Origin of the sequence: Roseateles agri (genome assembly GCF_034043675.1) — a bacterium.
Taxonomy (GTDB): Bacteria; Pseudomonadota; Gammaproteobacteria; order Burkholderiales; family Burkholderiaceae_C; genus KK5.
Map to the genome: position 1 here is coordinate 136648 of NZ_JAXCLA010000005.1, position 22529 is coordinate 159176.

Consider the following 22529-nt stretch of genomic DNA (forward strand, 5'->3'; position numbering starts at 1 on the left):
AGACTCATGACTCCGCTCATCACGCAGAACCTGCCCACGCCCTTGCGTCTGGCCGACTTCAAGCTGGCCGCCTTCGACATGGACTCGACCTTGATCAACATCGAGTGCATCGACGAGATCGCCGCGGCGGCCGGTCGCAAGGCCGAGGTGGCGGCGATCACCGAGGCCGCGATGCGCGGCGAGATCACCGACTTCAAGGACAGCCTGCGCCGCCGCCTGGCGCTGCTGAAGGGCGTGCCGGTTGCGGCGCTGGAAAAGGTGCTGAGCGAGAAGCTGCGCTTCAATCCCGGTGCGCGCGAACTCTGCGCCGCGCTGAAGGCCGCCGGCCTGAAGCTGCTGCTGGTCTCCGGCGGCTTCACTTGGTTCACGCGGCATGTGGCGGCTGAGCTGGGCATGGATTTCGTGCGCAGCAACGAGCTGGAGATCGTCGACGGCGCGCTGACCGGCCATCTCGTCATGCAGCCCTGGGGCGAGATCTGCGACGGCGAGGAGAAGCGCCGGATGATGCTGCAGTGCGCCACCGAAATCGGCGCGCAGCCCGCGCAGTGCATCGCCGTCGGCGATGGCGCGAACGACCTGCCGATGATGGGCGCCGCCGGCCTCTCGGTGGCCTACCACGCCAAGCCCAAGGTGCGGGCGCAGGCGATGGTGGCGATCGACGAAGGCGGCCTGGATCGCCTGTTGGGCTTATTCACCTGATCCCGGCCTGCTCTTCGCACAAGCTGACACAGTGCCGGCGCAGAATGGACGACCGATCTCCAATCGGCCGCCCATTCGAAGATGCAACACCACGCTCCGCACGCCAGCGCCGTCGCCAACGATGAAGCCAGCGCCATCGCCGCCTTGCAGCGCGAGGTGCTGGAGATGGTGGCCCTAGGCCGGCCGCTGAGCCAGACGATGGACCGGCTGTGCCGGCGCGTGGAGGCACTGGCACCGGACGTCATCTGCACCGTACTGTCAGTCGATGATCAGGGTTATGTCCATCCGCTGGCCGCGCCGAGCCTGCCGGGCCGCTTCAGCGAGGCGATCGACGGCGAGCCAATCGGTCCCAAGGCAGGCTCCTGCGGTACCGCCGCCTGGCGACGCGAGCCGGTCGAGGTCAGCGATATCGACACCGATCCGCTGTGGAGCGACTACCGGCCGCTCGCCCAGGCCTTCGGCCTGAAGGCCTGCTGGTCCAACCCGATCATCATCGACGGCGAGCGCGTCCGCGCCACCTTCGCGCTGTACTACCGCGACCGGCGGCCGGTGGCCACCTTCCACCGCCTGATGGTCGAGGCCTGCGTGCAGCTCTGCCAGATCGCGCTGCGGCATGAGGACCACCAGCAGCAGATCGAGCGCCTGGCCTACTACGACAGCCTCACCGGGCTGCCCAACCGCGCCTTGTTCAGCGAGCGCGCGCACATGGCACTGCAGATGGCGCAGCGGCTCGACGCGCCCGCAGCGCTGTTGCTGCTGGACGTCGACAGCTTCAAGACCATCAACGACTCGCTGGGCCACGCCAGCGGTGATGCCGTGCTGTGCGCGCTGGCCGGGCGGATGAGCCGGCAGCTGCGCGAGGTCGACACGCTGGCCCGGCTGGGCGGCGACGAGTTCGTGCTGGTGCTGCCCGGCTGCCACGCGACCGAGGCAATGTCCGTGGCCGAGAAGCTGCACAAGGCGCTGGAGCCGCCGCTGCAGATCGCCTCGAACGAGCTGCGCGTGTCCGCCAGCATCGGCGTCGCCATCTTCCCGGTCGACGGCCGCCTGCTCGACGACCTGCTGAAGAACGCCGACCTCGCGATGTACGAGGCCAAGCGCGCCGGCCGCCGCTGCACGCGCTTCTTCCTCCAGCAGATGAACGAAGCCCTGGGCGAGCGCCTGCGCATCGAGCGCGCGCTGCGCCGGGCCCTGCACCATCAGCGGCTGCGCCTGCACTACCAGCCCAAGCTGAACCTGGTCGACGGCTCATTGCTGGGCGTCGAGGCGCTGCTGCGCTGGACCGATGCCGAGCTCGGCGACGTGCCGCCGGACCGCTTCATCCCGGTCGCCGAGGAGTGCGGACTGGTCGCCGCGCTGGACGCCTGGGTGCTGGACACCGCCAGCGCCCAGCTGGCACGCTGGCGTGCCGACGGCTTCATCGTCCCCGGCCTGGCCGTCAACGCCTCGGCACCGCGCTTCAGCCGGGAGGACGTGGTGGCGCAGGTCGAGCAGCTGTGCCGCCACCATGGCCTGCAGCCGCAAGACCTGACCCTGGAGGTCACCGAACGATTGATGCTGGAGGACTGCGCGCAGGCCGCCGAGCAGCTGCGTCGCCTCGATGCGCTGGGCGTGCGGCTCTCGGTCGACGACTTCGGCACCGGCTATTCGAGCCTGGCCTACCTGAAGCGCCTGCCGGTCAGCGAGTTGAAGCTGGATAAGAGCTTCGTGCGCGACCTGGAGACTGATGCCGACGATCGCGCGCTCGCACGCGCCGTCATCGCGATCGGCCAGGCGCTGAACTTGGCCGTCGTGGCCGAGGGCGTGGAGACCGAGGCGCAGCGCCGCCTGCTGCTGGAGGCCGGCTGCATGGAGGCCCAGGGCTACGGCCTGGCGCGGCCGATGCCGCCCGAGAAGTTCGAAGCCTGGCTGCGCGCCAGGATGCCGGAGCCCTTCTCCGTCAAAGTGTCGGATCGGCCAGCACCGTGATCCGCACACCGTGCAGGCCCACCACCTGTCCGGCACGGATCTTGGCTGTCTTGCGCGATTCGTCCTGGCCGTCGACCTGGACCTGGCCCTCGGTGATCATCACGCGGGCCCGGCCGCCACTCTCGGCGAGGCCGGTGGCCTTCAGCAGGCTGTCCAGGGCGATGTACTCGCCGCGCAGGGTGAATTCGATCTGTTGCATCGCCCGATTGTCGCCGCCCCGCGTCCCTACGCGCGCCGCAGCTTATAGAGCCCCACGTCCACCCGCCCAGCATTGAACCCCGCCTCGCAGTAACAGAGGTAGTAGGTCCAGAGCCGCTTGAATGCTTCGTCGAAGCCCAGCGCCTCGATCAAGGGCCAGTTCGCGAGAAAGCGCCGGCGCCACTCGGCCAAGGTGCGTGCATAGCTGGGACCGAAGGTCTGTTCCTCCTCGACCACGAAGCCCGCAAGCGCCGCCTGCTCGCGCAGCACGCGCGGACAGGGCAGCATGCCGCCGGGGAAGATGCAGCGCTGGATGAAGTCCGCGCCCTGCCGGTAGGAGGCGAACTGCTCGTCGGCGATCGTGATGGCCTGCAGCACGGCCACGCCGCCGGGCTTGAGCCGCTCGCGCAGCGTGGCGAAGTAGGCGGGCCAGTAAGCCTCGCCCACGGCCTCGATCATCTCGATGGACACGATGCGGTCGAAGCGGCCCTGCACGTCGCGATAGTCCTGCAGGCGCAGGTCCAGACGGTCCGCCACGCCCCAGGCTTCGGCGCGGTCCTGCGCGAAGGCGAGCTGTTCGGTCGATAGCGTCACTCCGGTCACGCGGGCTTCGCACCGGCGAGCCAGGGTGGCGGCCAGGGTGCCCCAGCCGCAGCCGATCTCCAGCACCTCGCCGCCGCGCGGCACGTCGAGCAGCTCGACGATGCGATCGAGCCGCCGCGCCTGCGCTGCCTCCAGCGTGTCACTCGGTGCATCGGCATAGAGCGCGCTCGAATAGAGCATGCTGTCGTCGAGCCACTGCCGGTAGAACGCGTTGCCCAGGTCGTAGTGGAAGGCGATGTTGTGGCGGCTGCCGCGGCGCGTATTGGCGCGGGCCCGGTGGGCGAGCCGCGCGAGCCAGCGCGCCGGGCCGCTGCCCGCGAGCAACGAGCCCCAGGCGCTTTCGTTGGCGGCACCGAACTCCAGCAGGGCCGTCAGGTCCGGGCTGTCCCAATCGCCGTCGCGGTAGGACAGCGCCAGGCCCAGGTCGCCACCGACGGCCAGGCGCCAGAGGGCGCGCCAGCGGTGCAGGTTCAATCCCGCCTGCGGGCCCGACTCGCTGCCGGCCGCTTCGATGAGGCCGCCACCCGGCAGGCTCAGCGCCAGCCGCCCGTGCCGCGTGCGGCCGAGCAGACGGCGCAGCGGCGCGAGCAGGGCCGGCGCGGATGAAGAGGCCGGCGGTGCCGCGTTGACGGTGCGGGTGTTCAGACTCATGGTTGCTCGCGGGTGGGAACTATCGTGATGTCTCGCGCCGGAGCGGCCGGCCGCGGCTGCAGGGGCACGCGCTTGAGCCACAGCTTCAGCGCCTCCCAATGGATCGCGCCGACGACCTTCAGCGTCAGCAGCGGATGGCTGAACAGCACCCGCAGCAGCGTCGCGTCGCTCAGTGGACGGCGCTGGCCGTCGAAGCGGGCATTGAGCACCGCGCGGTCCTGGCCGTGGACGCTCACGCCGATGGACACGGCCTCGCCGGGCGGCGCCACGCGGAAGCGGTAGCGCATGTCCATGCCGTTGAAGGGCGACACGTAGAGCTGCTTGTCGCAGTCCTGGTCGATCACCGTCTGGCCCGCATCGGCCACCGGGATCAGGTAGCTGTGGCGCTGGCCGAAGGTGTTGTTGACCTCGTAGATCAGCGCCTGCAGCGCGCCGCTGCCCGGCGCGTGGCAGAACCAGACGCTCAGCGGGTTGAAGACGTGGCCCAGCAGCCGCGGCAGGGTCAGCAGCCGGATGGCGCCGCCCGCGGGCAGCCCGGCTTCGCGCAGGCGCGCGTCGATCTGCCCGCGCAGGTCGATGCCCGAGCCGTCGCCGTGGTCGCGGGCATGGAAGCTGAACAGGTTGAAGCGATCCACCGAGAAGCAGCGCAGCCGGGAATCCAGCAAGGGCAGTTCGTCCAGATCGAGCAGCAGCTGATAGAGCCGGTAGGCGAGCCGGTGGCGACGAGGCCACAGCCGCTGGTGCATCACGCGCCCCAGGTAGAGCGCTGAATGGGGCACCGACACCGGATCGGCGCTCATTGCGTCGACACCTCGGGCAGGAAGATCCGGCCCGACTCCTGCGGCACGTCCCAAGGCCGGCGCACGCCGCCCAGCGCCTCGGCCACGGCCAGGCCCGCCTGCAGTCCGTCCTCATGAAAGCCCGAGCCGAAGTAGGCGCCGCAGAACCAGGTGCGCTGCACACCCTGCAGGCGCCACAACCGCCGCTGCGCGGCCATGGCCGTGGCATCGAACAGCGGATGCTCGTACATCTCGGTGCGCACCAGATGCTCGGGGCGCGGCGGCACGGGCGGGTTCAGCGTGACGAAGAGTTCACCGCCTGCGCCCTGAGGCAAATGCGGCTGCAGCCGGTTCATCCAGTAGCTGACCGTCGGCGGCGCGCCGCTGCCGCGCCGGGCCAGGTAGTTCCAGCTCGACCACACGCCCCGGCGCCGCGGCATCAGGGCCGGATCGCGGTGCAGCACGGCCAGGTTGCGGCTGTACCTGAAGCACTCCAGCACCTGCTGCTCGTCGGACGTAGGCTGGCCCAGCAGCCGCAGCGCCTGGTCGGCATGGGTGGCGAGCACGACATCGTCGAAGCGCTGGGGCCACCAGCCCCGGTTCGTGCGCAGGCGCACGCCATCCGCCTCGCGGCGCAGCTCCAGCACGCCCTGGTCGAGCAGGAAGCGGTGCGCGAAACCCTGGCTCAGGCGCCGGACGTACTCTCGGCTGCCGCCGCGCACCGTGCGCCAGACCGGCCGGTCGCTGATCTGCAGCAGGCCGTGGTTCTCGCAGAAGCGCACGAAGGCCGCCACCGGGTAACGGCCCACCTGCGCGGCCGGCGCCGACCAGATCGCGGCGGCCATCGGGTAGAGGTGGTCGTCGCGGAAGGCGCGGCCGTAGCCGCGCGCATCCAGGTAGTCGTCCAGGGCCTGGCTGCCGGCCTGCGCCGCGTCGAGGGGCGCCTCGCGGTAGAAGCGCATCAGCTCGCGCAGCATGAGCCAGAAGCGGGGCCGCAGCAGGTTGCGCTTCTGCGCGAACAGCCCGCGGAGATCGGTGCCCGCATATTCCAGCGCGCCGCCGTCCAGGCTCACCGCGAAGGACATGTCGGTGGCATCGGTGGGCACGTCCAGATGCCGGAACAGCGCCGTGAGGTTGGGATAGGCCGCTTCGTTGTAGACGATGAAGCCCGTGTCCACCGGCACGGTGGTTTCGGCGCCCGGCGCGGCGGCGGCGTCCACGGTATTGCTGTGCCCGCCCGGCCGGGCCTCGCTCTCGAAAACGGTGACGTCGTGCCGGCTGGACAGCAGCCAGGCACAGGACAGGCCGGAGATGCCCGTGCCGACCACGGCGATGTTCTTGCGCGACGCGGCCCCGCTGCGGGCTCGCTCGCCCGGATGGTCTCGGTTTTCAGGAGGTTGGATCAAGGTTGCCTCAGCGCCCGTTTTGCTTGGTCTCTTGCTCCTACGTAGCCACGGCCAATTTGGATCTCTCCGCGCAGAGGTGATCCAATGGCCGTCGTCCTGCGTAGGAGTCGATGGAAACCTCACGCATGGCCACGCCCCTACCCCAAACCCCGCCTCCCGGCCCCGCATCGCGCGGCGATGGGAGGCCGCGAGCGCCTGCCTTGACCGTCGTTCCCCTCGATCCCGACCGCAGCCCCCGTCCCGACAGGGACTGGAGCCGGCTGCTCTGCGCGGTGGCCGAGCGCCAGGACCGGCCGGCCTTCGCCCAGCTCTTCGCCCACTTCGCGCCGCGCATCAAGCGCCACCTGATGCAGTGCGGCAGCCCCGAGGTGCAGGCGGAGGAGCTGGCGCAGGAGGCGCTGGTGGCCGTGTGGCGCAAGGCGGTGCTGTTCGACCCCGCCCAGGCGGCCGCCTCGACCTGGATCTTCACGATCGCCCGCAACCTGCGGGTGGACCTGCTGCGCCGCCGGCAGGGCCTGGAGGCCGCGGACGAGCCCTTCGACTTCGACATGCTGGAAGGCGACGAGCCCGCCGCCGACGAGCGCCTGCACACGAGCCGCGAGACCGAGCGCCTGCGCGGCGCCCTGGCCCAGTTGCCCGACGAGCAGCAGCAGGTGCTGCGCCTTTCCTACTTTGACGACGAGCCGCACGCGCGCATCGCCACCGAGCTGGGCATCCCGCTCGGCACGGTGAAGTCGCGCGTGCGCCTGGCGGTCGCGCAGTTGCGCCGCCTGCTGGACCGCTGACGACATGGACATCCGACACCACCCCGAAGACGACCTGCTGCTGGCGCTGTCCGCCGGCAGCCTGGAGACGGGCACCCGGCTGGTCCTGTCCAGCCACCTGGAACTGTGCGCGCACTGCCGCGAACGCCTGCGCACCCTCGATGCGCTGGGCGGCGCGCTGCTGGAAGACGCCCTGCCGGCTCCGCTGGCCGATGCCGCGCTGGACCGGGTCTTCGCGCGCATCGACGCGCTGGAAGCCGCCGCGCCGCGCCCCATCAAGGTCAGCGCCCCGCCGCCGCTGCCCGAGGGCGCGCGCTGGCCGCGGGCGCTCGCCCGGTGCACGGCCACGCCCTGGCGCTGGATCGGCCCCGGCATGTCCTGGAGCCGCGTGAGCGTGCCGGCCGCGCCCGACGCCAACGTCTTCCTGCTGCGCATCGCGGCCGGCAAGTACCTGCCGCAGCACACCCACCGCGGCCTGGAGCTGACGCAGGTGCTGCACGGCCGCTTCCACGACGGCCGCGCCCTGTTCGGCCCCGGCGACTTCGACGCCGCCGACGACGGCATCCATCACCAGCCGGTGGTGCAGGAAGGCAGCGAGTGCATCTGCCTCGCTTCGCTGGACGGCCGCCTGCGCTTCGACAGCCCCATCGCGAGGCTGTTCGGATCACTGGTGGGCATGTGAGGCGACTCGCGCCCCGGCCCACGCGGCAACGCCGCTGACAACGGCGCCCCAGGCCAGGTCGGCCGCGGTGACCGCCCAGGGCCAGCCGCGCAAGGTGGCCTGGTTGGTCAGGTCGTAGGTGGCATAGGCCACGAAGCCCATCAGCGCGCCCAGGCGCAGCGCACGGCGTGGCCCGCCTCTCTCCAGCGCGGGCAGGATGGCGAAGACCACCAGGCCCGTCAGATAGACGGCATAGAACAGGCCGGCCGCCAGCCAGTCGACCTCATCGGCCATCAGCGCCGCCAACTTCGGCCGGTACAGGCGCGGGCCCATCAGGCTGAGCCAGCAGGCGTCCAGCGCCAGGAAGCACAGCAGCGCGGCGAGGCCGGCCGGCAGCAGGCGGCGGGGTGAAGGTTTCATGGCGGGGCTTTCATGACGAGGCTTTGTCGGGCGGGATGCGGTAACTGAGCCGGCGGCCGCCCTTGGCGTCGGCGTCCAGGCCGATCCAGCGACCCGTGTCGGCGGCATACCAGACGGTGATGCGCTGCTTGTCGGCCAGCAGCAGCCAGCCGTGGGCCGGCACCGCAGTGCCGCGCACCTCGATCGAGGCGTCGGCCTGCGGTTCGAAGCGCACGTCGGTGACACGCCCGGTCTGCGGATCGATCAGCTGGCGCTGCTGCACCAGCTTCGGGTTCCAGTAGGCAAAGCCCATCAGGCAGTCGGGACCGTCGAAGCGCTGCTTCACCTGTTGACGTTTGCCATCGTCGTCGGTGTCGGCGTTCAGCTCGCGCAGGCAGTCGCCCTGCCAGTGTTCCTCGGCGCGATGGCGATAGCGGTAGACGGGAATGCCCAGCACGCGCACGACGAAGTCGGCACGGCTCTCGACGCCGCGGTTCTCGTCGGCACCGGTCACAACGAAGCGGTGCGTGCCGATGGGCTTGCCATCGAGCGCCACGGCGAAGTCCCATTCACTGCGCGCCTGCGCCCATGCCATCACCGGCAGCAGCGAGCAGGCGAGCGCAAGGGCGGCCCGCCTCATGATGCCTGCTGCGGGCCGCGCCGGGGCGGCCAGGGGATGAAGGCGCTGGTGCGCGCGGCGTAGTCGCGGTAGGCGGGGCGCCGCTCGGCGATGTCCTGTTCCAGCAGCGAAACGCCCGAGACCTTGAGCAGCAGCACCGTCATCATCACCGGCGAGACCAGGCTCCAGGCCGCCGCCCAGCCGCCGGCCGACAAGGCCATCACGCCGAGGCCCCACCACACGCACGCCTCGCCGAAGTAGTTGGGGTGGCGCGACCAGGCCCACAGGCCGCGGTCCATCACCGCGCCTTCGCTGTGCGGGCCGCGCCGGAAGCGGGCCAGCTGCGCATCGGCCACGGCCTCGGTGGCGAGGCCGGCCGTCGCGAGCAGCGCGCCGGCGATGTCAAGCGCCGCCAGCGGAGTCGGATGAGCGAGCGCGGCCAGCACCGGCCAGCCGACGATCCAGCCCAGCAGCGCCTGCAGGCCGAACACGAGGTACAGGCTCTTGAGCCCGAAGCCCGGCCCGTGCCGCTCGCGCATCGCGCGGTAGCGGCGGTCTTCGCCATGGCCCCAGTTGCGCAGGCCGATGTAGACCGCCAGGCGCACGGCCCAGGCCAGCAGCAAGGCCAGCATCAGCATGCAGCGCGGGTCCAGGCTCGACTTCCAGGCGTAGGCCAGGACCGGCGCGGCGATCAGCAGCGACCAGATGCGATCGGCGAGGCTCGCGTCCCGCAGCGGCAGGCTCAGCGCCCAGACGGGCAGTGCCACCGCGAGGGCGACCAGCAGGCCGAGCATCGCGAGCGTCACCATCAACCTCGCTTCTCGAACAGGTAGTGGCTGACCCACCACTGCCCGCCCTCGGCGTAGGCGAACAGTTCCTCCACCGACAGGAAGAAGAGCCGCCAGCGCATCCACCACATCGAGGCTTCCGACCCGCCATAGATCGACACGAACAGCGGCATCAGCTCGTCGCGCTGCGCGTCCATCCGCGTCAGCCAGGCGGCGGAGGTGCGCGCGTAATGGCAGCCATCCCAGCGCCACTGCCGCAGCAGGCGCACGTCGTCCTGGCAGCGAAGCGCCAGGTCGTCGCTGGGCATCATGCCGCCGGAGAAGAAGTGGCGGCTCATCCAGTCGCTGGCATCGCGCGGCTCGAAGGCATAGGGTGCCTCGCGGTGCGCGAACACATGCATGAAGAAGCGCCCACCGGGCCGTAGCCAGCCGGCCACGCGCGCGAAGGCCAGCGGCCAGTTGCGCAGGTGCTCGAACATCTCCACGGACACGATGCGGTCGAAGCGCGCATCGGTGCTGAAGTGGTTGAAGTCCTGCGTCAGCACCTCGAGGTTCGTCAGGCCGCGGGCCGCCGCCTCGCCTGTGATGTAGGCGCGCTGCGAATGCGAGTTGGACAGCGCGGTGATGCGCGCGTTCGGATAGCGCTCGGCCATCCACAGGCTCAGCGAACCCCAGCCGCAGCCGAGTTCGAGGATGTGCTGGCCGTCGGCCAGGCCCGCGCGCTCGCAGGTGGCGGCCAGAGCGGCGGCCTCGGCCTGCTCCAGCGTATCGACGCCCTCGGGCCACCAGCAGCAGCTGTACTTGCGATGCGTGCCCAGCACGGCGCCGAAGAACTCGGCGGGCAGCTCGTAGTGCTGCTCGTTGGCCTTCTCGGGCAGCGGGGCCAGCGGCGCCTCGGTCAAGGCGGCGAAGAAAGCATCGGTGATCCACGCACCGGCTTCGGCGTCGCCGCTGTGCAGCTCGGCCAGGCGCTGGCGCAGCAGCCGGCGGATGCCCAGGCGCACGGCCCCGTCGGGCACGAGGCCCTGCTCAACCCAATGAATCGCCCTGGCGGTGTTGTCCGTCTTGCCCATGAAGGCCCTTGATGCGTTGGTGTCTGCCTGTTCCTACGCAACGCGGGCCTGTTTGGATCAGCCGGCCGGATGCCCCTTGACGACCTTGTAGCGCTCCAGCGTCTGCATGCGCGCGATCTCGTGGCGCACGATGGGCCGCGGGTAGTCGCGCCCGAGCTGGACACCGGCGGCCTCCAGGTCCACCGGCCGGGCCTGCCAGGGCGCGTGGATCAGTCCATCGGGCAGCTTCGCCAGCTGCGGCAGGTAGCGGCGGATGAACTGGCCCTGCGGGTCGAACTTCTCGCTCTGCGAGACGGGGTTGAAAATGCGGAAGTAGGGCTGGGCGTCGCAGCCGGTGGAGGCCGCCCACTGCCAGCCGCCGTTGTTGGCGGCGAGGTCGAAGTCGTTCAGGTGCGTGGCGAAGAAGGCTTCGCCGCGGCGCCAGTCGATGCCGAGGTCCTTCACCAGGAAGCTCGCCACCACCATGCGCAGCCGGTTGTGCATGTAGCCGCTCTGGCGGATCTGCAGCATCGCCGCATCCACCAGCGGGTAGCCGGTACGGCCTTCGCACCAGGCCTTGAAGTTGTCGTCCGCCTCGTCGCCCTCCTCCCACCGGATGGCGTCGTAGGCAGGCTTGAACGAGCGCTCCACCACATGCGGGTGGTGATGCAGGATCTGGTGATAGAAGTCGCGCCAGACCAGCTCCGACAGCCACACCGCCGCGCCCGGCGAGTCCGTGCGCCGCCAGGCCGCGGCGGCGAGCTGGCGGATCGAGACAGTGCCGAAGCGCAGGTGCACCGACAGATAGCTCGGGCCACGCACCGCAGGGAAATCGCGCGCGCTGCCGTAGTCGTCGATGCGGCTCAGGAAGTCTTCGAGCAGTTGCTGCGCGCCCTGCGCGCCGAGCGGCAGGCGCAGCGTGCTCAGATTGGTGGGCTCGAAGCCCAGCGCGGCCAGGCTCGGGATCGCGCCCGCATCGTCCGGCAGCGGCGCCAGCCCCTGCGCATGGCGCTGCACCGGATAGGCCTTCACGAAGAAGGGCGCGAGCTTGCGCAGCCAGGCGTTCTTGTAGGGCGTGAACACGCTGAAGGGCGAGCCGGTGGCGGTGAGCACCTCGCTGCGCTCGAAGATCACATGATCCTTGACCGTGTGGAAGCCGATGCCCTGCGCGGCCAGGCGCTCGCGCACGGCGTCGCGCGCCAGCGAGGCGGGTTCGTCGTCATGGCTGGCGACGACGAACTCCACACCCAGCTGCACGGCAAGGCGGACGATTTCCTCCTCGGCACGGCCGTGGCGCACGATCAGGCCGGCGCCGGGTTGCAACTCTCGCAGCGCAGCATCCAGCTCCACAACGGCGCCGTGGATGAACTCGACGCGGCGATCCGCGCGCGGCAGCGGCGCGAGGATGTCGGTGTCGAAGACGAAGCCACAGGAGACCTGCGCGGAACGAGTCAGCGCGAAGTGGAGCGCGGCATGGTCCTCGGCACGGAGATCGCGGCGGAACCAGACGAGGCTGCGCGTGCTCACGAGCGCTGTTCCTGCAGCCGGCGCTCCGCCGCCGCGCGGATGGCGCTCAGGGTGGTGCGGCTGGTGGACACGTCGGCGTCGAGCTTCAGGTGCAGCAGCGCGGGCCGACCGGCGGCGATGGCGGCCTGCAGCGCGGGTTCGAAGTCTTCGGTGCGATCGACCCGCTGCGCGTGCCAGCCGTGTGCCTGCGCCAGCAGCGCGAAGTCCGGGTTGAACAAGTCGCTGCCTGAGACACGGCCTGGGTACTCGCGCTCCTGATGCATGCGGATGGTGCCGTAGGTGCCGTTGTCCACGACGATGGAGATCAGCTTCTTCGCGCCGTAGCCGGTGGCCGTGGCGAGTTCCTGGCCGGTCATCAGGAAGTCGCCGTCGCCAGCGAGGTTGACGACCCAGCGCTCGCTCTGCAGCAGCGCCGCCGCCACGGCCGCGGGCACGCCGTAGCCCATCGCGCCCGAGGTCGGCGCGAGCTGCGTGCGGCCATGGCGGTGCAGCGCGGTGTAGCGGTGGTAGCGGTGCAACCAGCCGGCGTAGTTGCCGGCACCGTTGGTGTAGATCGTGCCCTCGGGCAGCAGGCGGCCCAGGGTCTGGATGACGACGGCCATGTCCAGCGGCGCCACGGCCGGCGCGACGAGGTTGGCCTCGTAGTCGGCGCGGGCCTGCGCGGTCCAGGCGGACCAGCCGTTGACCTGGGGCGCCAGCGCGGCCAGGGCCGGCGCGGCGCTGGCCATGCTCGCCTGGATCGCCAGGTCGGCCGTGTAAACGCGCCCGAGTTCCTCGGCGCCAGCGTGGATGTGGATCAGCTGCTGCGCCTGCCGCGGCGGCTCCAGCAAGGTGTAGCCGCCGGTCGTCATCTCGCCCAGGCGCGCGCCGATGGCCACGATCAGGTCCGCCTCGCGGATGCGGGCCGCGAGCTTCGGATTGATGCCGATGCCGACGTCGCCGGCATAGAGCGGGTGGTCGTTGTCGAACAGGTCCTGGCGGCGGAAGGCGCAGCCCACCGGGAGGTGCCAGGCCTCGGCGAAGGTTTGCAGCGCGGCGGTCGATGTCGCGCTCCAGCCGCCACCGCCGGCGATCACGAAGGGACGCTGCGCCGCGGCGAGGCGCTCGCGCAGATCGCTCAGTGCCTGCGGCGACGGGGCGGCCTGCGCGGGCTCGCGGCGCGGCAGCACGGGCGCCTCGGTCAGCGTCGTCAGCATGTCTTCGGGCAGCACCAGCACCACTGGCCCCGGCCGGCCCTGCAGCGCCGTGCTGAAGGCGCGTGCCACGTACTCGGGCAGGCGGTCCGCGTCCTGCACCTCGCCGACCCACTTGGCCAGGCCCAGGGTGCCGGGGCCGAACATCTGCCGGTAGTCGATCTCCTGGAAGGCCTCGCGGTCACGCTGGTCGCTGGCCACCTGGCCGACGAAGAGCACCAGCGGCGTCGAGTCCTGGAAGGCCGTGTGCACGCCGATGCTGGCATTCGTCGCACCCGGCCCGCGGGTGACGAAGCAGACGCCGGGCCGCCCGGTCAACTTGCCTTGCGCATCGGCCATGAAGGCCGCACCGCCCTCCTGCCGGCAGGCGATGAAGCGGATGCGATCGCGGTGTTCGTGGAAGCCGTCGAGCACGGCGAGATAGCTCTCGCCGGGGACGCCGAAGACGGTGTCGACGCCCTGCTCGATCAAGGCTTCGACCAGCGCATGTCCGGCAGGACGGGCGCCGGCTCCCAGGTGATGATGGCTGCTCATGACCGCCGACTGTAGCCGCGGTCCGCGTGCCTTCTCAGGGTGCGACTCAGGGCGCGAGTGAGGCCGTCAACTCGCTGAACATCTCGTCGACCGGGATCTCCCGCGGGATGATCTTCTGCTCGAAGGCCCAGCGGCTCGCGAACTCGATGCTCTTGCGGTTGGCCGCGAGGCCGATCGGCGGGAAGGTCTTGAAGGTCTCGGCCGGCGCGAGATTGCGACTCTCGATCAGCAGGCGCGCGAGTTCGCGGACCACGTCGGGCCGCTGCTGCGCGAGATCGTCGTGCACGACGAACAGATGGTTGATCGGGATGAACTGCTCGCGCGCATGCCAGGCCTTGGCGGCCTCCTGCGGCTCGGGGATCAGGCGCTCGATGCGCGGGTCCTTGGGCATGTCGCTGCCCATGATGGCGGCGGCGAGTTCGCCGTTCAGCATCATCTCGGCCAGCGACGAGCCCTTGGGCAGGCGCTGGCAGTTCGGCGGGTCCTGGTACTCGCTCAGGTGCGCCTCGCCGATGGTCATCCAGGTGACCTTGTCGAGGTCGACACCGTACTCGTGCTGCAGGATGCCGCGTACCCACAGGCCGGTGGTCTGCGCATAGGTGCGCACGCCCACCTTCTTGCCCTCGATGTCCTTGGGCGTGAGCTCGCCGAAGGCCTTGTTGTAGCCGATGCTGTGGTGCTGGAAGCGGCCGGACACCGGCAGCGGCAGCGCCGTGTAGGGCTTGCCGTAGGCCCTGGCCTGCAGGTAGGTGACGATGGCGAGTTCGCCCGCGTCGTAGGCGTCCTCGCGCACCATCGGCTTGAAGCCCTTGTTGGCCGGCTTGGGGCCGACGAACTCGAGCTTGACGAGGTCGGAGGTGACGCGGCCGTCCTTCAGGGCGGCGGAGACGGCGTAGTCGTCGAGGTTGATGCGCAGCGTCAGCGGGCCGCTCTTGGCGTAGTCAGGCATGGGAATGCTCCTGTTGGTTTGTTGTCGTCAGTCGGCCAGGCGCGGATAGAGCTTCATCGCGGTGCCGGCCATGATCCAGTGCTGGTCCTCGGCGGGCAGGAAGGCGATGCTGTCGCGCAGATCCTGTGCGATCTCGGCCAGGGTGCCGTCGCTCGACGGCCAGTTCGATCCCCAGGCGATGCGGTTCGCGCCGAACTCCTTGACGACCAGGCCGAACCAGCTCTGCGGCGTGGCCTTGCCCTCCTTCGCCATCACCGTGTTGCGGTCGGTCATCTTCAGGTAGACGTTCGGGTAGCGCGCCAGGCTCAGCATCGGCCGGGCCTTGTCGTAGGGCGGGCCTTCCGAGATGTCCGGCTTCAGCATGTGGTCGATGATCACGGGGAAGTCGGGGTACTGCTGCAGCAGCTTCTCCAGGTCGGGAATGGCCGCGGCCGTGATCTGCGCGCAGATGGGCAGGCCGGCCTCGCCGGCCGCGCGCCAGCCCGGATGGATGCGCGCGTCGTTGAGGATCGGCGCCTGGCCGCGCATCGTGCTGCCGGTGGTGAAGATGCGCAGGCCGCCGAGTTGGCGGTCGCGGGCCCAATAGTCGATCTTCTGCGGCGCGTCGTCGGCCAGGATGTCGACAGAGAACACGCCGTCGAAGCGCTCGGGATGGGCGGCGATCGCATCGGCCACATAGGAGTTGTCGTAGCCGTAGGTGGTGGACGAATGGACGATCGCGGCCTTGTCCACGCCGGCCTCGTCCATGGCCTTGATCAGTTCCTCGAAGGTGGCCGGGTGCTCCTCGGACCAGCTCGATCGCTTGCCGCCCAGCGGCGAGATCGGGTAGCGCTCGGTGTCGGGCGAGATGATGTGCGGGTGGATGTCGATGAGTCGGGTGACCATGGGCGCGTGGGTCCGTTGGAGTGGAACTGGCCGCGAAGATTAGCGGCGCAGGGCTCGCCGGACCCATCCGAAAATTCGCCACGCCAATAGGATTTCTTGCCGCACGGTTCCGTGCGATCTGCGACTATCGATAGTTCTTCCGAGGCCATAGGTTTTCATCCGGACCCGATACGGAACCGCGGCTGCGCTCTTAGGATGGCTGCAAGTCCAGACCTCACGGAAGACCGCATGCCCGCCCCAGTCAAACTGAAGATCGCCATCGCCGACCACGCCCATGTGATGGCGGTGAAGAACGGCTCCATTCCCATCGAAGGCGTCGACGCCGAGTTCGTCACCGTCAAGCCGCAGATCGCGGCCTTCCGCCGCATGGTGCGCGAGGTGGAGTTCGACGTCTGCGAACTCGCGCCGACCACCTACATCATTGCCCGCGCCTACCGCGCTCCCTTCGTCGCGCTGCCGATCTTCGTGCAGCGGCGCTTCCATCACGCCGGGCTGCTGGTGCGTCCTGACGCGAACATCAAGACCCCGAAGGATCTGGAAGGCAAGAAGGTCGGCGTGCGCGCCTACTCGGTCACCACCGGCGTGTGGACCCGCCAGGTGTTGATCGAGGAGTTCGGCCTTGATGACTCGAAGGTCACCTGGGTGGTGGACGACGAGGAGCACGTGCAGCAGATGAAGCTGCCGCCCAATGTGGTCCACGCACCGGCCGGCACCTCGCTGGCCGACATGATGGCCAGCGGCGAGCTGTCGGCGGGCTTCGCCGCCAATGCCGGCATCGGCCGCACGGGCAACCCGAACGGCGGCTGGAAGGAAGTCGAGGCCGACTACCCCGACCTGCTGCCCAACGCCGCCGAGCTGGAGGCCGACTACTACGCGCGCACCGGCATCTACCCGATGCACGGCACCATCGTCGTGAAGGACGCGGTGCTGCAGGAGCACCCCTGGGTCGCCAAGTCGATCTACGACGCTTTCGAGCGCGCCAAGCAGGAATGGCTGGCCAAGCTGAACGCCGGCGAAGCGACCGGAAAAGACGATGCCAAGTACCGCAAGCTGAGCAAGATCGTCGGCCCCGATCCCCTGCCCTACGGCATGGCACCGAACATCAAGACCATCGAGGCGCTGGAGCGCACCGCCTTCGCGCAGGCCCTGACGCCGCGCCGCATGAGCCTCGCCGAACTCTTCGTCGATCCGCAAGCCTGAGAACCCATCGCACCATGATCATCGATTGCCACGGGCACTTCACCACCGCTCCCAAGTCCTTCCGCGACTGGCGCGCCGCGCAGGTCGCGGCCGCCGCCGATCCGTCCGCATCGCCGCTCGAAAAGCCACACGTCACCGACGACGAGATCCGCATCGCCATCGGCGAGGGCCAGCTGAAGCTGCAGCAGGAGCGCGGCGGCGACCTCACCCTCTTCTCGCCGATCGCCGGCCTGATGAGCCACCACCTCGGCAACGAGCGAACGAGCCTCGAATGGGCCGAGCTGTCCAACGACCTGGTACGCCGCGTCTGCGATCTGTACCCGGACAACTTTGCGCCGGTGTGCCAGCTGCCGCAGTCGCCGCTGGCGCCGCCGAAGAACATCGTGCCCGAGCTGCGGCGCTGCGTGGAGCAGATGGGCTTCGTCGGCTGCAATCTGAACCCCGATCCCAGCGGCGGCTACTGGACCGGCAAGCCAATGACCGATCGCGAGTGGTATCCGGTCTACGAGGCGCTGTGCGAGCTGGACGTGCCGGCGATGGTGCACGTCGCCTCGTCCTGCAACCCGAACTTCCACAGCACTGGCGCGCACTACCTGAACGGCGACACCTCGGTGTTCATGCAGCTGATCCAGGGCGACCTGTTCAAGGACTTCCCGACGCTGCGGCTGATCATTCCGCACGGCGGCGGCGCCGTGCCCTACCACTGGGGGCGCTTCCGCGGCCTGTCGCTGGAAGGCTCGGGCCGGCCGCTGGAGGGCCTGCTGGAGAACGTGTTCTTCGACAGCTGCGTCTACCACCAGCCGGGCATCAACCTGCTGACCGAGGTGATCCCCGCCAGCAACGTGCTGTTCGGCTCCGAGATGATCGGCGCCGTGCGCGGCCGCGACCCCTTCACCGGCTACTACTTCGACGACACCAAGCGCTATGTCGACGGCGTTGCCTCGCTCAGCGCGGAAGACCGTCACGCGATCTACGAAGGCAACGCGCGCCGCGTCTATCCGCGCCTGGACGCGCTGCTGAAGGCCAAGGGCCTCTGAGGGAACCGGCACCATGACCCGCCTCAACAGGATCATCCAGGCGCTCGAATCGGGCGGCCCGGCCTACACCGCCTTCGCCAAGCTCGACAAGCAGACCGCTATCGAGATGAGCGATTCGCCCTACGACGGCGTCGTGTTCGAGATGGAGCACAACCCGTACGACGTCTCGGCCCTCGGCGACGCGCTGCAATACATGCTCAACCGCCGGCAGATCGCCGAGTCGGGTTCGGTCGCCTCGCAGGTCACGCCGATCGCGCGCATCCCGGCCAACGGCGTCGAGATGAACCAGGCCTTCGCCAAGCAGGTGCTGGACCGTGGCTGCTACGGCGTCATCTGGCCGCACATCGCCACGGTGGCGCAGGCCTACAACGCGGTGGCCTCCTGCCGCTACGCGCGGCCCAAGGGCGCCCCGCTCTACGAACCCAAGGGCGTGCGCGGCGACGGGCCGTCCACCGCCGCGCGCTACTGGGGCCTGAGCATGAGCGACTACTACGCCAAGGCCGACGTCTGGCCGCTGGCGCCCGAGGGCGAGATCATCGTGGGCCTGATGTGCGAGAGCACCGAGGCGATCGAGAACCTGGACGACATCCTGGCCAATGTGCCGGGCATCGGCTTCGTGCTGATCGGCGAGGGCGACCTGAGCCAGCAGCTCGGCTTCCCGCGCCAGTACGAGCACCCCGAGGTGCTGGACGCGATGCGCCGCATCGCCGACACCTGCCACCGCCACAAGGTCGTCGTCGGCAATCCACACGTCACGAGCAAGAACCACGAGCGGCTCAAGGCCGAGGGTTATCGCTTCCTGATGGCCGCGCCGCAGCGAAGTTACGGCGTCGTCGGCAAGGCCCGCGAGCCCGGCTCCAGCTACTGAAGAGAACGAGAACAAAATGGACATCAGGATGGAGACAACGGACACCGCGGCAGTACCCCAGGCGACTCGCACCGAGAAGCCCTGGGCCGTGGTGCTGCTGCTGATGGTCGGCTGGATGATCGCCTTCATCGACCGCACCAGCATGTCGGCCGCGATGGCGGACAAGACCTTCATCGGCACCTTCTCGCTGAGCCACGTCGAGCGGGGCTGGCTGGGCTCGGCGGTGTTCTGGTCGTATGCGGTGATGCAGGTGCCGCTGGGCTGGGTGGTGGACCGCTACGGCGTCAAGTGGCCCTACACGATCTGCTTCGCGCTGTGGTGCGTGGCGACGGCGGCCACCGCCTGGGCCGAGTCGTTGACCGGCCTGGTGGTCGTGCGTCTCTTGATCGGCGCCACCGAGGCGATCGTCCTGCCCGCCAGCTACCGCTATATCGCCAACCATTTCGACGAGAACCGCAAGGGTTCGGCCACCGCCGTCTACTCGATGGGCGGCAAGCTCGGCCCGGCGGTGGGCGCGGCGCTGGCGGCGGCGCTGATCGTGCAGTACTCGTGGAAATCGATGTTCATCCTGACCGGCCTGATCGGGCTGCTGTGGCTGCTGCCCTGGCTCACGATGGTCTCGAACGACTTCCCGTCGAAGGCAGCGCTGGCCGCGACCAAGCGCCAGGCCGGCCGGGTGCCGATGCGCAATCTGCTGGTGAGCCCGGTCGTGTGGTCCGGCTTCATCATGACCTTCTGCTTCAGCTACTTCCTGTTCTACGCGGCCACCTGGATGCCGGCCTACCTGGTGGAGCAGCGGCACCTGTCGATGATGCATTCGGGCATCTACACCTCGGTGAGCTTCGTGCTGAGCGCAGCGGTGGCACTGGCTGCCGGGACGGCGGCCGACTACTTCATCGCCCGCGGCCACGATCCGGTCTCGGTGCGCAAGAAGTTCATCGTCGTGGGCGCCTTCGGCGGCATGACCATCCTGTTCGGCGCCTACGCCGAGTCGCAGACCGCAGCGCTGTTCTGGAACGTGGCCTCGCTCGCGATGGTGGGCCTGGCCACGACGAACAACCTCGCGCTGTCGAAGATGACCCTGATCCCCAAGCCCGCGATCGGCCTGAACACCGGCCTGCTGACCATCGCGACCAGCCTGGCCGGCGGCATCTCGGCCAGCCTCTCGGGATGGCTGCTGCACGTCGGTGGCAGCTACACGCTGCCGATGATGTCGGTGTGCGTATTCCTGCTGATGGCGGTGCTGAGCGCGCTACTGCTGATGAAGCGCAAGTGGGCGCCACGCATCAACGACCTGAACTGATCACCCCGAATCGACAAGCGGCGCAGACCGCACACCCCGCTGCTGGAGGACAGCAGCTTCTGGAGACACTCCCATGAGAAATTTCGTCCGGCCGGCCACGGCTGTTGCCTGTGCCTGCGCGGCGCTCTTCAGCTCGGCGCCCGTGCGCGCGCAGGGCAAGATCGAGATCTACGGCGTCCTCGACGAGGGCATCGAGCACGTCAACAACATCGGCAAGGCCCGCGCCAGCAGCTGGCGCTCCAGTGCCGGCTACCTGGCCACGTCGTTCTGGGGCGTGCGCGGCGAGGAAGACCTCGGCGGCGGCATGAAGGCCTTCTTCGACCTGGAGAGCGGCTTCGGCCTCGACACCGGCGCCACCGCGCTGTCGCGACAGTGGGGGCGTGGCGCCTTCGTGGGCCTGTCCGGCGATTTCGGCAAGGTGACCTTGGGGCGGCAGTACACGATGCGTTTCTACGCCCAGCAGCCGCTCAATATGTTCGGCACCGGCTCGCAGTCGCTGGGCATCTTCGACAACGGCTTCACCAACCCGCGCGTCGACAACGCCATCAGCTACATGCTGAACAAGGGTGGCTTCCAGGGCGGGGTCGAACTGAGTTTCGGGCGCGACAGCCAGAACGGCGGCACCAACGCGGCCGCCAACTGCCCGGGCGAAACCATCCCCTCCAAGGAGTGCCGCGAGTACTCATGGGTGCTGAACTACAGCGACAAGAACTGGGGCGTCGTCAGCTCCTTCGAGCGCGACTACGGCGGCATGGTCGGCACCTTCGCCGGCCTGACCAGCCCGGACCTCTCCGACAGCCGCCTCAACCTCGGCGCCTGGTACCGCTTCGGCGAAACCAAGATCTCCGCGGGCCTGATCAAGCGTGATCAAGAGGGCCTGGCGATTCCGAAGAGCAATCTCTATTTCATGATGGCCTCGACGCCGCTGACGCACGCGATCACGCTCACCGCCCAGCTCGCACACCAGAAGTACGAGAACTCCGCCAACAAGGCCAGCCAGTTCGCGCTGCGCGGGCTATACGCCTTCTCCAAGAAGACGCGCGTCTACCTGACGGCCAGCTACGTGAGGAATGACGGTGCGCTGAGCCTGCCGGCCACCACGGCACAGCCGGCCACCACGCCGCTGCCGGGCAGCAGCCAGTTGGCCATCACCACCGGCATCTTGTTGGCGTTCTGATGTCCTTCTGATCAGCCGGCGGGTTGTGCCTCACGCGAGGTGATCGCGCGCAGGCAGTCGAGGAAGGCGACGTGCGCCTGCGTGGGCAGCCAGCCCTTGTTGGTGGTCACGCCCTTGAGCAGCACGTCGTCGAGCGCGGGGCAAGGCAGGCGCGCGATCAGGCCCTGGTCGACGTCGCGCTGCACCTCGCGCCCGCCCATGATCGTGACCGTATCCGAGTCGAGCACCAGCGCGCGGCTCAGCGAGACGGACGAGGTCTCGAGCCGGAAGCGCGGCCGCTGCGGCACGCCGTTGAACAGGGCCTCGATGCGTTCGCGGCGCGGCGTGCCGACCGTGGGCACCACCCAGGGGTAGCGGGCCATGTCCTCGGGCGTGACCACGGCCCGCTGCGTGAGCGGATGGCCGGGGCGCGCGATCAGGCAATAGCCGTCGCTGAACAAGGTCTCCCGCTCCACGCCGCTGTTGGACTCGTCGGCGCGCAGGGTGCCGAAGAGCAGGTCGATGCGGCTGTTGGCCAGATCGGCCACGAGCGAGCGGTACTCGCCGGGCATCACCCGCACCTTGACGGTCGGGTGCGCCGCCAGAAAGTTCCGCGTGGCCTCGGCCAGCTCATGCGCACCAGCCATCGGCAAGGTGCCAATCACCAATTCCAGCACGTCGGACGCGCCGGCCGCCATCAGGATTTCGCCGCGCGCCAGCTCGATCTCGCGCAGCGCGCGGCGGAACTCGCGGCCCAGGAACTCCCCGGCCTTGTTGGGCACCAGGCCTTGCGCGGTGCGATCGAACAGCGGCTTGCCGAGCGCGCGCTCCAGCGAGCGGGCCGAGCGCAGCAGCGAATCGGGCGCGAGGGCCAGGCTCTCGGCAATCTCGGCCATCCGGCCCTGCTCGCTGGCGGCGACGAATGCGCGCAGCTGCGTGCTGGTCATCAGCCGCTCGGCCGGCGTCGGCGAGCCCGATCGCCCCAGCAACTGCGCGACGGCGGTGTCGAGGATCTCGAAGACGCGGTCGATACGCAGCAGATACTGCTTGCCCGCAGCGGTGGCCTGGGAGCCGGTGGCGAAGCGCTCGAAGATGGACGCGCCGATCTCGGCTTCCAGATTGGTCACCGCCTGGGTGACGGCCGGCTGCGAGGTGCAGAGTTCGCGCGCCGCGCCGCTGACGCCGCCGACACGGCCGATGACCTGGACCATGCGCAGATGGCGCAGGTTGGGAATGGGAGGAAAGGGATACATGGCCGCTCGAATTATCCGGCCGGCGCCTTCCGCTGAT

At 69.4% G+C, this 22529-nt stretch carries 22 protein-coding genes; 9 read left to right on the plus strand and 13 right to left on the minus strand.

Features of this window, described 5'->3' with window-relative positions:
* The first annotated feature begins 6 nt into the window (after window positions 1-6).
* Window positions 7-699 carry a phosphoserine phosphatase SerB gene (serB, locus tag SNE35_RS16070; protein WP_320423940.1) on the plus strand — a complete coding sequence of 231 codons (693 nt, stop codon included), beginning with the start codon at window positions 7-9 and terminating at the stop codon, window positions 697-699.
* A gap of 81 nt (window positions 700-780) precedes the next feature.
* Window positions 781-2667, plus strand: coding sequence for a putative bifunctional diguanylate cyclase/phosphodiesterase (locus SNE35_RS16075; protein WP_320423941.1), 1887 nt, complete (start codon window positions 781-783; stop codon window positions 2665-2667).
* On the opposite strand, the gene SNE35_RS16080 is transcribed toward SNE35_RS16075, so the two are convergent.
* The 4 genes from SNE35_RS16080 to SNE35_RS16095 are packed head-to-tail and all read right to left on the minus strand — an operon-like array spanning window position 2639 to window position 6232.
* Window positions 2639-2866 (minus strand): RNA-binding S4 domain-containing protein, encoded by a 228-nt coding sequence (locus SNE35_RS16080; RefSeq protein ID WP_320423942.1) that lies wholly within the window; start codon window positions 2864-2866, stop codon window positions 2639-2641. The two genes, SNE35_RS16075 and SNE35_RS16080, sit on opposite strands and share 29 nt — an antisense overlap.
* Window positions 2867-2892: 26 nt before the next feature.
* A complete protein-coding gene (locus SNE35_RS16085; RefSeq protein ID WP_320423943.1) occupies window positions 2893-4119 on the minus strand; it encodes a cyclopropane-fatty-acyl-phospholipid synthase family protein in 1227 nt (408 codons plus the stop codon).
* Complete coding sequence (locus SNE35_RS16090; RefSeq protein WP_320423944.1) at window positions 4116-4919, minus strand: DUF1365 domain-containing protein; 804 nt, start codon at window positions 4917-4919, stop codon at window positions 4116-4118. The genes SNE35_RS16085 and SNE35_RS16090 overlap by 4 nt, the downstream gene beginning before the upstream one ends.
* Window positions 4916-6232 (minus strand): NAD(P)/FAD-dependent oxidoreductase, encoded by a 1317-nt coding sequence (locus SNE35_RS16095; RefSeq protein WP_320424359.1) that lies wholly within the window; start codon window positions 6230-6232, stop codon window positions 4916-4918. The genes SNE35_RS16090 and SNE35_RS16095 overlap by 4 nt, the downstream gene beginning before the upstream one ends.
* A 272-nt stretch (window positions 6233-6504) precedes the next feature.
* Between SNE35_RS16095 and SNE35_RS16100 the strand changes: the two genes are divergently transcribed.
* Entirely contained in the window at window positions 6505-7089 is a 585-nt protein-coding gene (locus SNE35_RS16100; RefSeq protein ID WP_320423945.1) for a sigma-70 family RNA polymerase sigma factor, read from the plus strand.
* Between the two features lie 4 nt (window positions 7090-7093).
* Window positions 7094-7750: a ChrR family anti-sigma-E factor gene (locus SNE35_RS16105; protein WP_320423946.1), complete on the plus strand. Its 657-nt coding sequence runs from the start codon at window positions 7094-7096 to the stop codon at window positions 7748-7750.
* On the opposite strand, the gene SNE35_RS16110 is transcribed toward SNE35_RS16105, so the two are convergent.
* Genes SNE35_RS16110 through SNE35_RS16145 form a run of 8 tightly spaced genes read right to left on the minus strand, consistent with a single transcriptional unit; the run spans window position 7733 to window position 15675 of the window.
* Entirely contained in the window at window positions 7733-8149 is a 417-nt protein-coding gene (locus SNE35_RS16110) for a DUF2177 family protein (RefSeq protein ID WP_320423947.1), read from the minus strand. The two genes, SNE35_RS16105 and SNE35_RS16110, sit on opposite strands and share 18 nt — an antisense overlap.
* Window positions 8150-8159: 10 nt before the next feature.
* Window positions 8160-8768, minus strand: a complete 609-nt coding sequence (locus SNE35_RS16115) for a DUF6134 family protein (RefSeq protein WP_320423948.1) — start codon at window positions 8766-8768, stop codon at window positions 8160-8162.
* Complete coding sequence (locus SNE35_RS16120; RefSeq protein WP_320423949.1) at window positions 8765-9556, minus strand: DUF1295 domain-containing protein; 792 nt, start codon at window positions 9554-9556, stop codon at window positions 8765-8767. The genes SNE35_RS16115 and SNE35_RS16120 overlap by 4 nt, the downstream gene beginning before the upstream one ends.
* Entirely contained in the window at window positions 9556-10608 is a 1053-nt protein-coding gene (locus tag SNE35_RS16125) for an SAM-dependent methyltransferase (protein WP_320423950.1), read from the minus strand. The genes SNE35_RS16120 and SNE35_RS16125 overlap by 1 nt, the downstream gene beginning before the upstream one ends.
* A gap of 57 nt (window positions 10609-10665) precedes the next feature.
* Window positions 10666-12114: a cryptochrome/photolyase family protein gene (locus SNE35_RS16130; RefSeq protein ID WP_320423951.1), complete on the minus strand. Its 1449-nt coding sequence runs from the start codon at window positions 12112-12114 to the stop codon at window positions 10666-10668.
* A complete protein-coding gene (locus tag SNE35_RS16135; RefSeq protein WP_320423952.1) occupies window positions 12111-13841 on the minus strand; it encodes a thiamine pyrophosphate-binding protein in 1731 nt (576 codons plus the stop codon). Before SNE35_RS16135 ends, SNE35_RS16130 begins: the two co-directional genes overlap by 4 nt.
* Before the next feature lie 46 nt (window positions 13842-13887).
* Entirely contained in the window at window positions 13888-14790 is a 903-nt protein-coding gene (locus tag SNE35_RS16140; protein ID WP_320423953.1) for a substrate-binding domain-containing protein, read from the minus strand.
* A gap of 27 nt (window positions 14791-14817) precedes the next feature.
* The gene (locus SNE35_RS16145; RefSeq protein ID WP_320423954.1) at window positions 14818-15675 is read right to left on the minus strand and encodes an amidohydrolase family protein; all 858 of its coding nucleotides are present in this window, start codon (window positions 15673-15675) and stop codon (window positions 14818-14820) included.
* 228 nt (window positions 15676-15903) lie between these two features.
* Between SNE35_RS16145 and SNE35_RS16150 the strand changes: the two genes are divergently transcribed.
* The 5 genes from SNE35_RS16150 (at window position 15904) to SNE35_RS16170 (ending at window position 21260) form a co-directional block, all read left to right on the plus strand.
* Entirely contained in the window at window positions 15904-16875 is a 972-nt protein-coding gene (locus tag SNE35_RS16150) for an ABC transporter substrate-binding protein (RefSeq protein WP_320423955.1), read from the plus strand.
* A 14-nt stretch (window positions 16876-16889) separates the two neighbouring features.
* Window positions 16890-17912, plus strand: a complete 1023-nt coding sequence (locus SNE35_RS16155; RefSeq protein WP_320423956.1) for an amidohydrolase family protein — start codon at window positions 16890-16892, stop codon at window positions 17910-17912.
* Window positions 17913-17925: 13 nt separating this feature from the next.
* A complete protein-coding gene (locus SNE35_RS16160; RefSeq protein ID WP_320423957.1) occupies window positions 17926-18780 on the plus strand; it encodes an HpcH/HpaI aldolase family protein in 855 nt (284 codons plus the stop codon).
* 28 nt (window positions 18781-18808) lie between these two features.
* Entirely contained in the window at window positions 18809-20083 is a 1275-nt protein-coding gene (locus tag SNE35_RS16165; protein ID WP_320423958.1) for an MFS transporter, read from the plus strand.
* Window positions 20084-20156: 73 nt separating this feature from the next.
* Window positions 20157-21260 (plus strand): porin, encoded by a 1104-nt coding sequence (locus tag SNE35_RS16170; RefSeq protein WP_320423959.1) that lies wholly within the window; start codon window positions 20157-20159, stop codon window positions 21258-21260.
* Between the two features lie 11 nt (window positions 21261-21271).
* Here the strand turns inward: SNE35_RS16170 and SNE35_RS16175 are convergent, their stop codons facing one another.
* Entirely contained in the window at window positions 21272-22492 is a 1221-nt protein-coding gene (locus SNE35_RS16175; protein WP_320423960.1) for a LysR family transcriptional regulator, read from the minus strand.
* Window positions 22493-22529 lie beyond the last annotated feature (37 nt).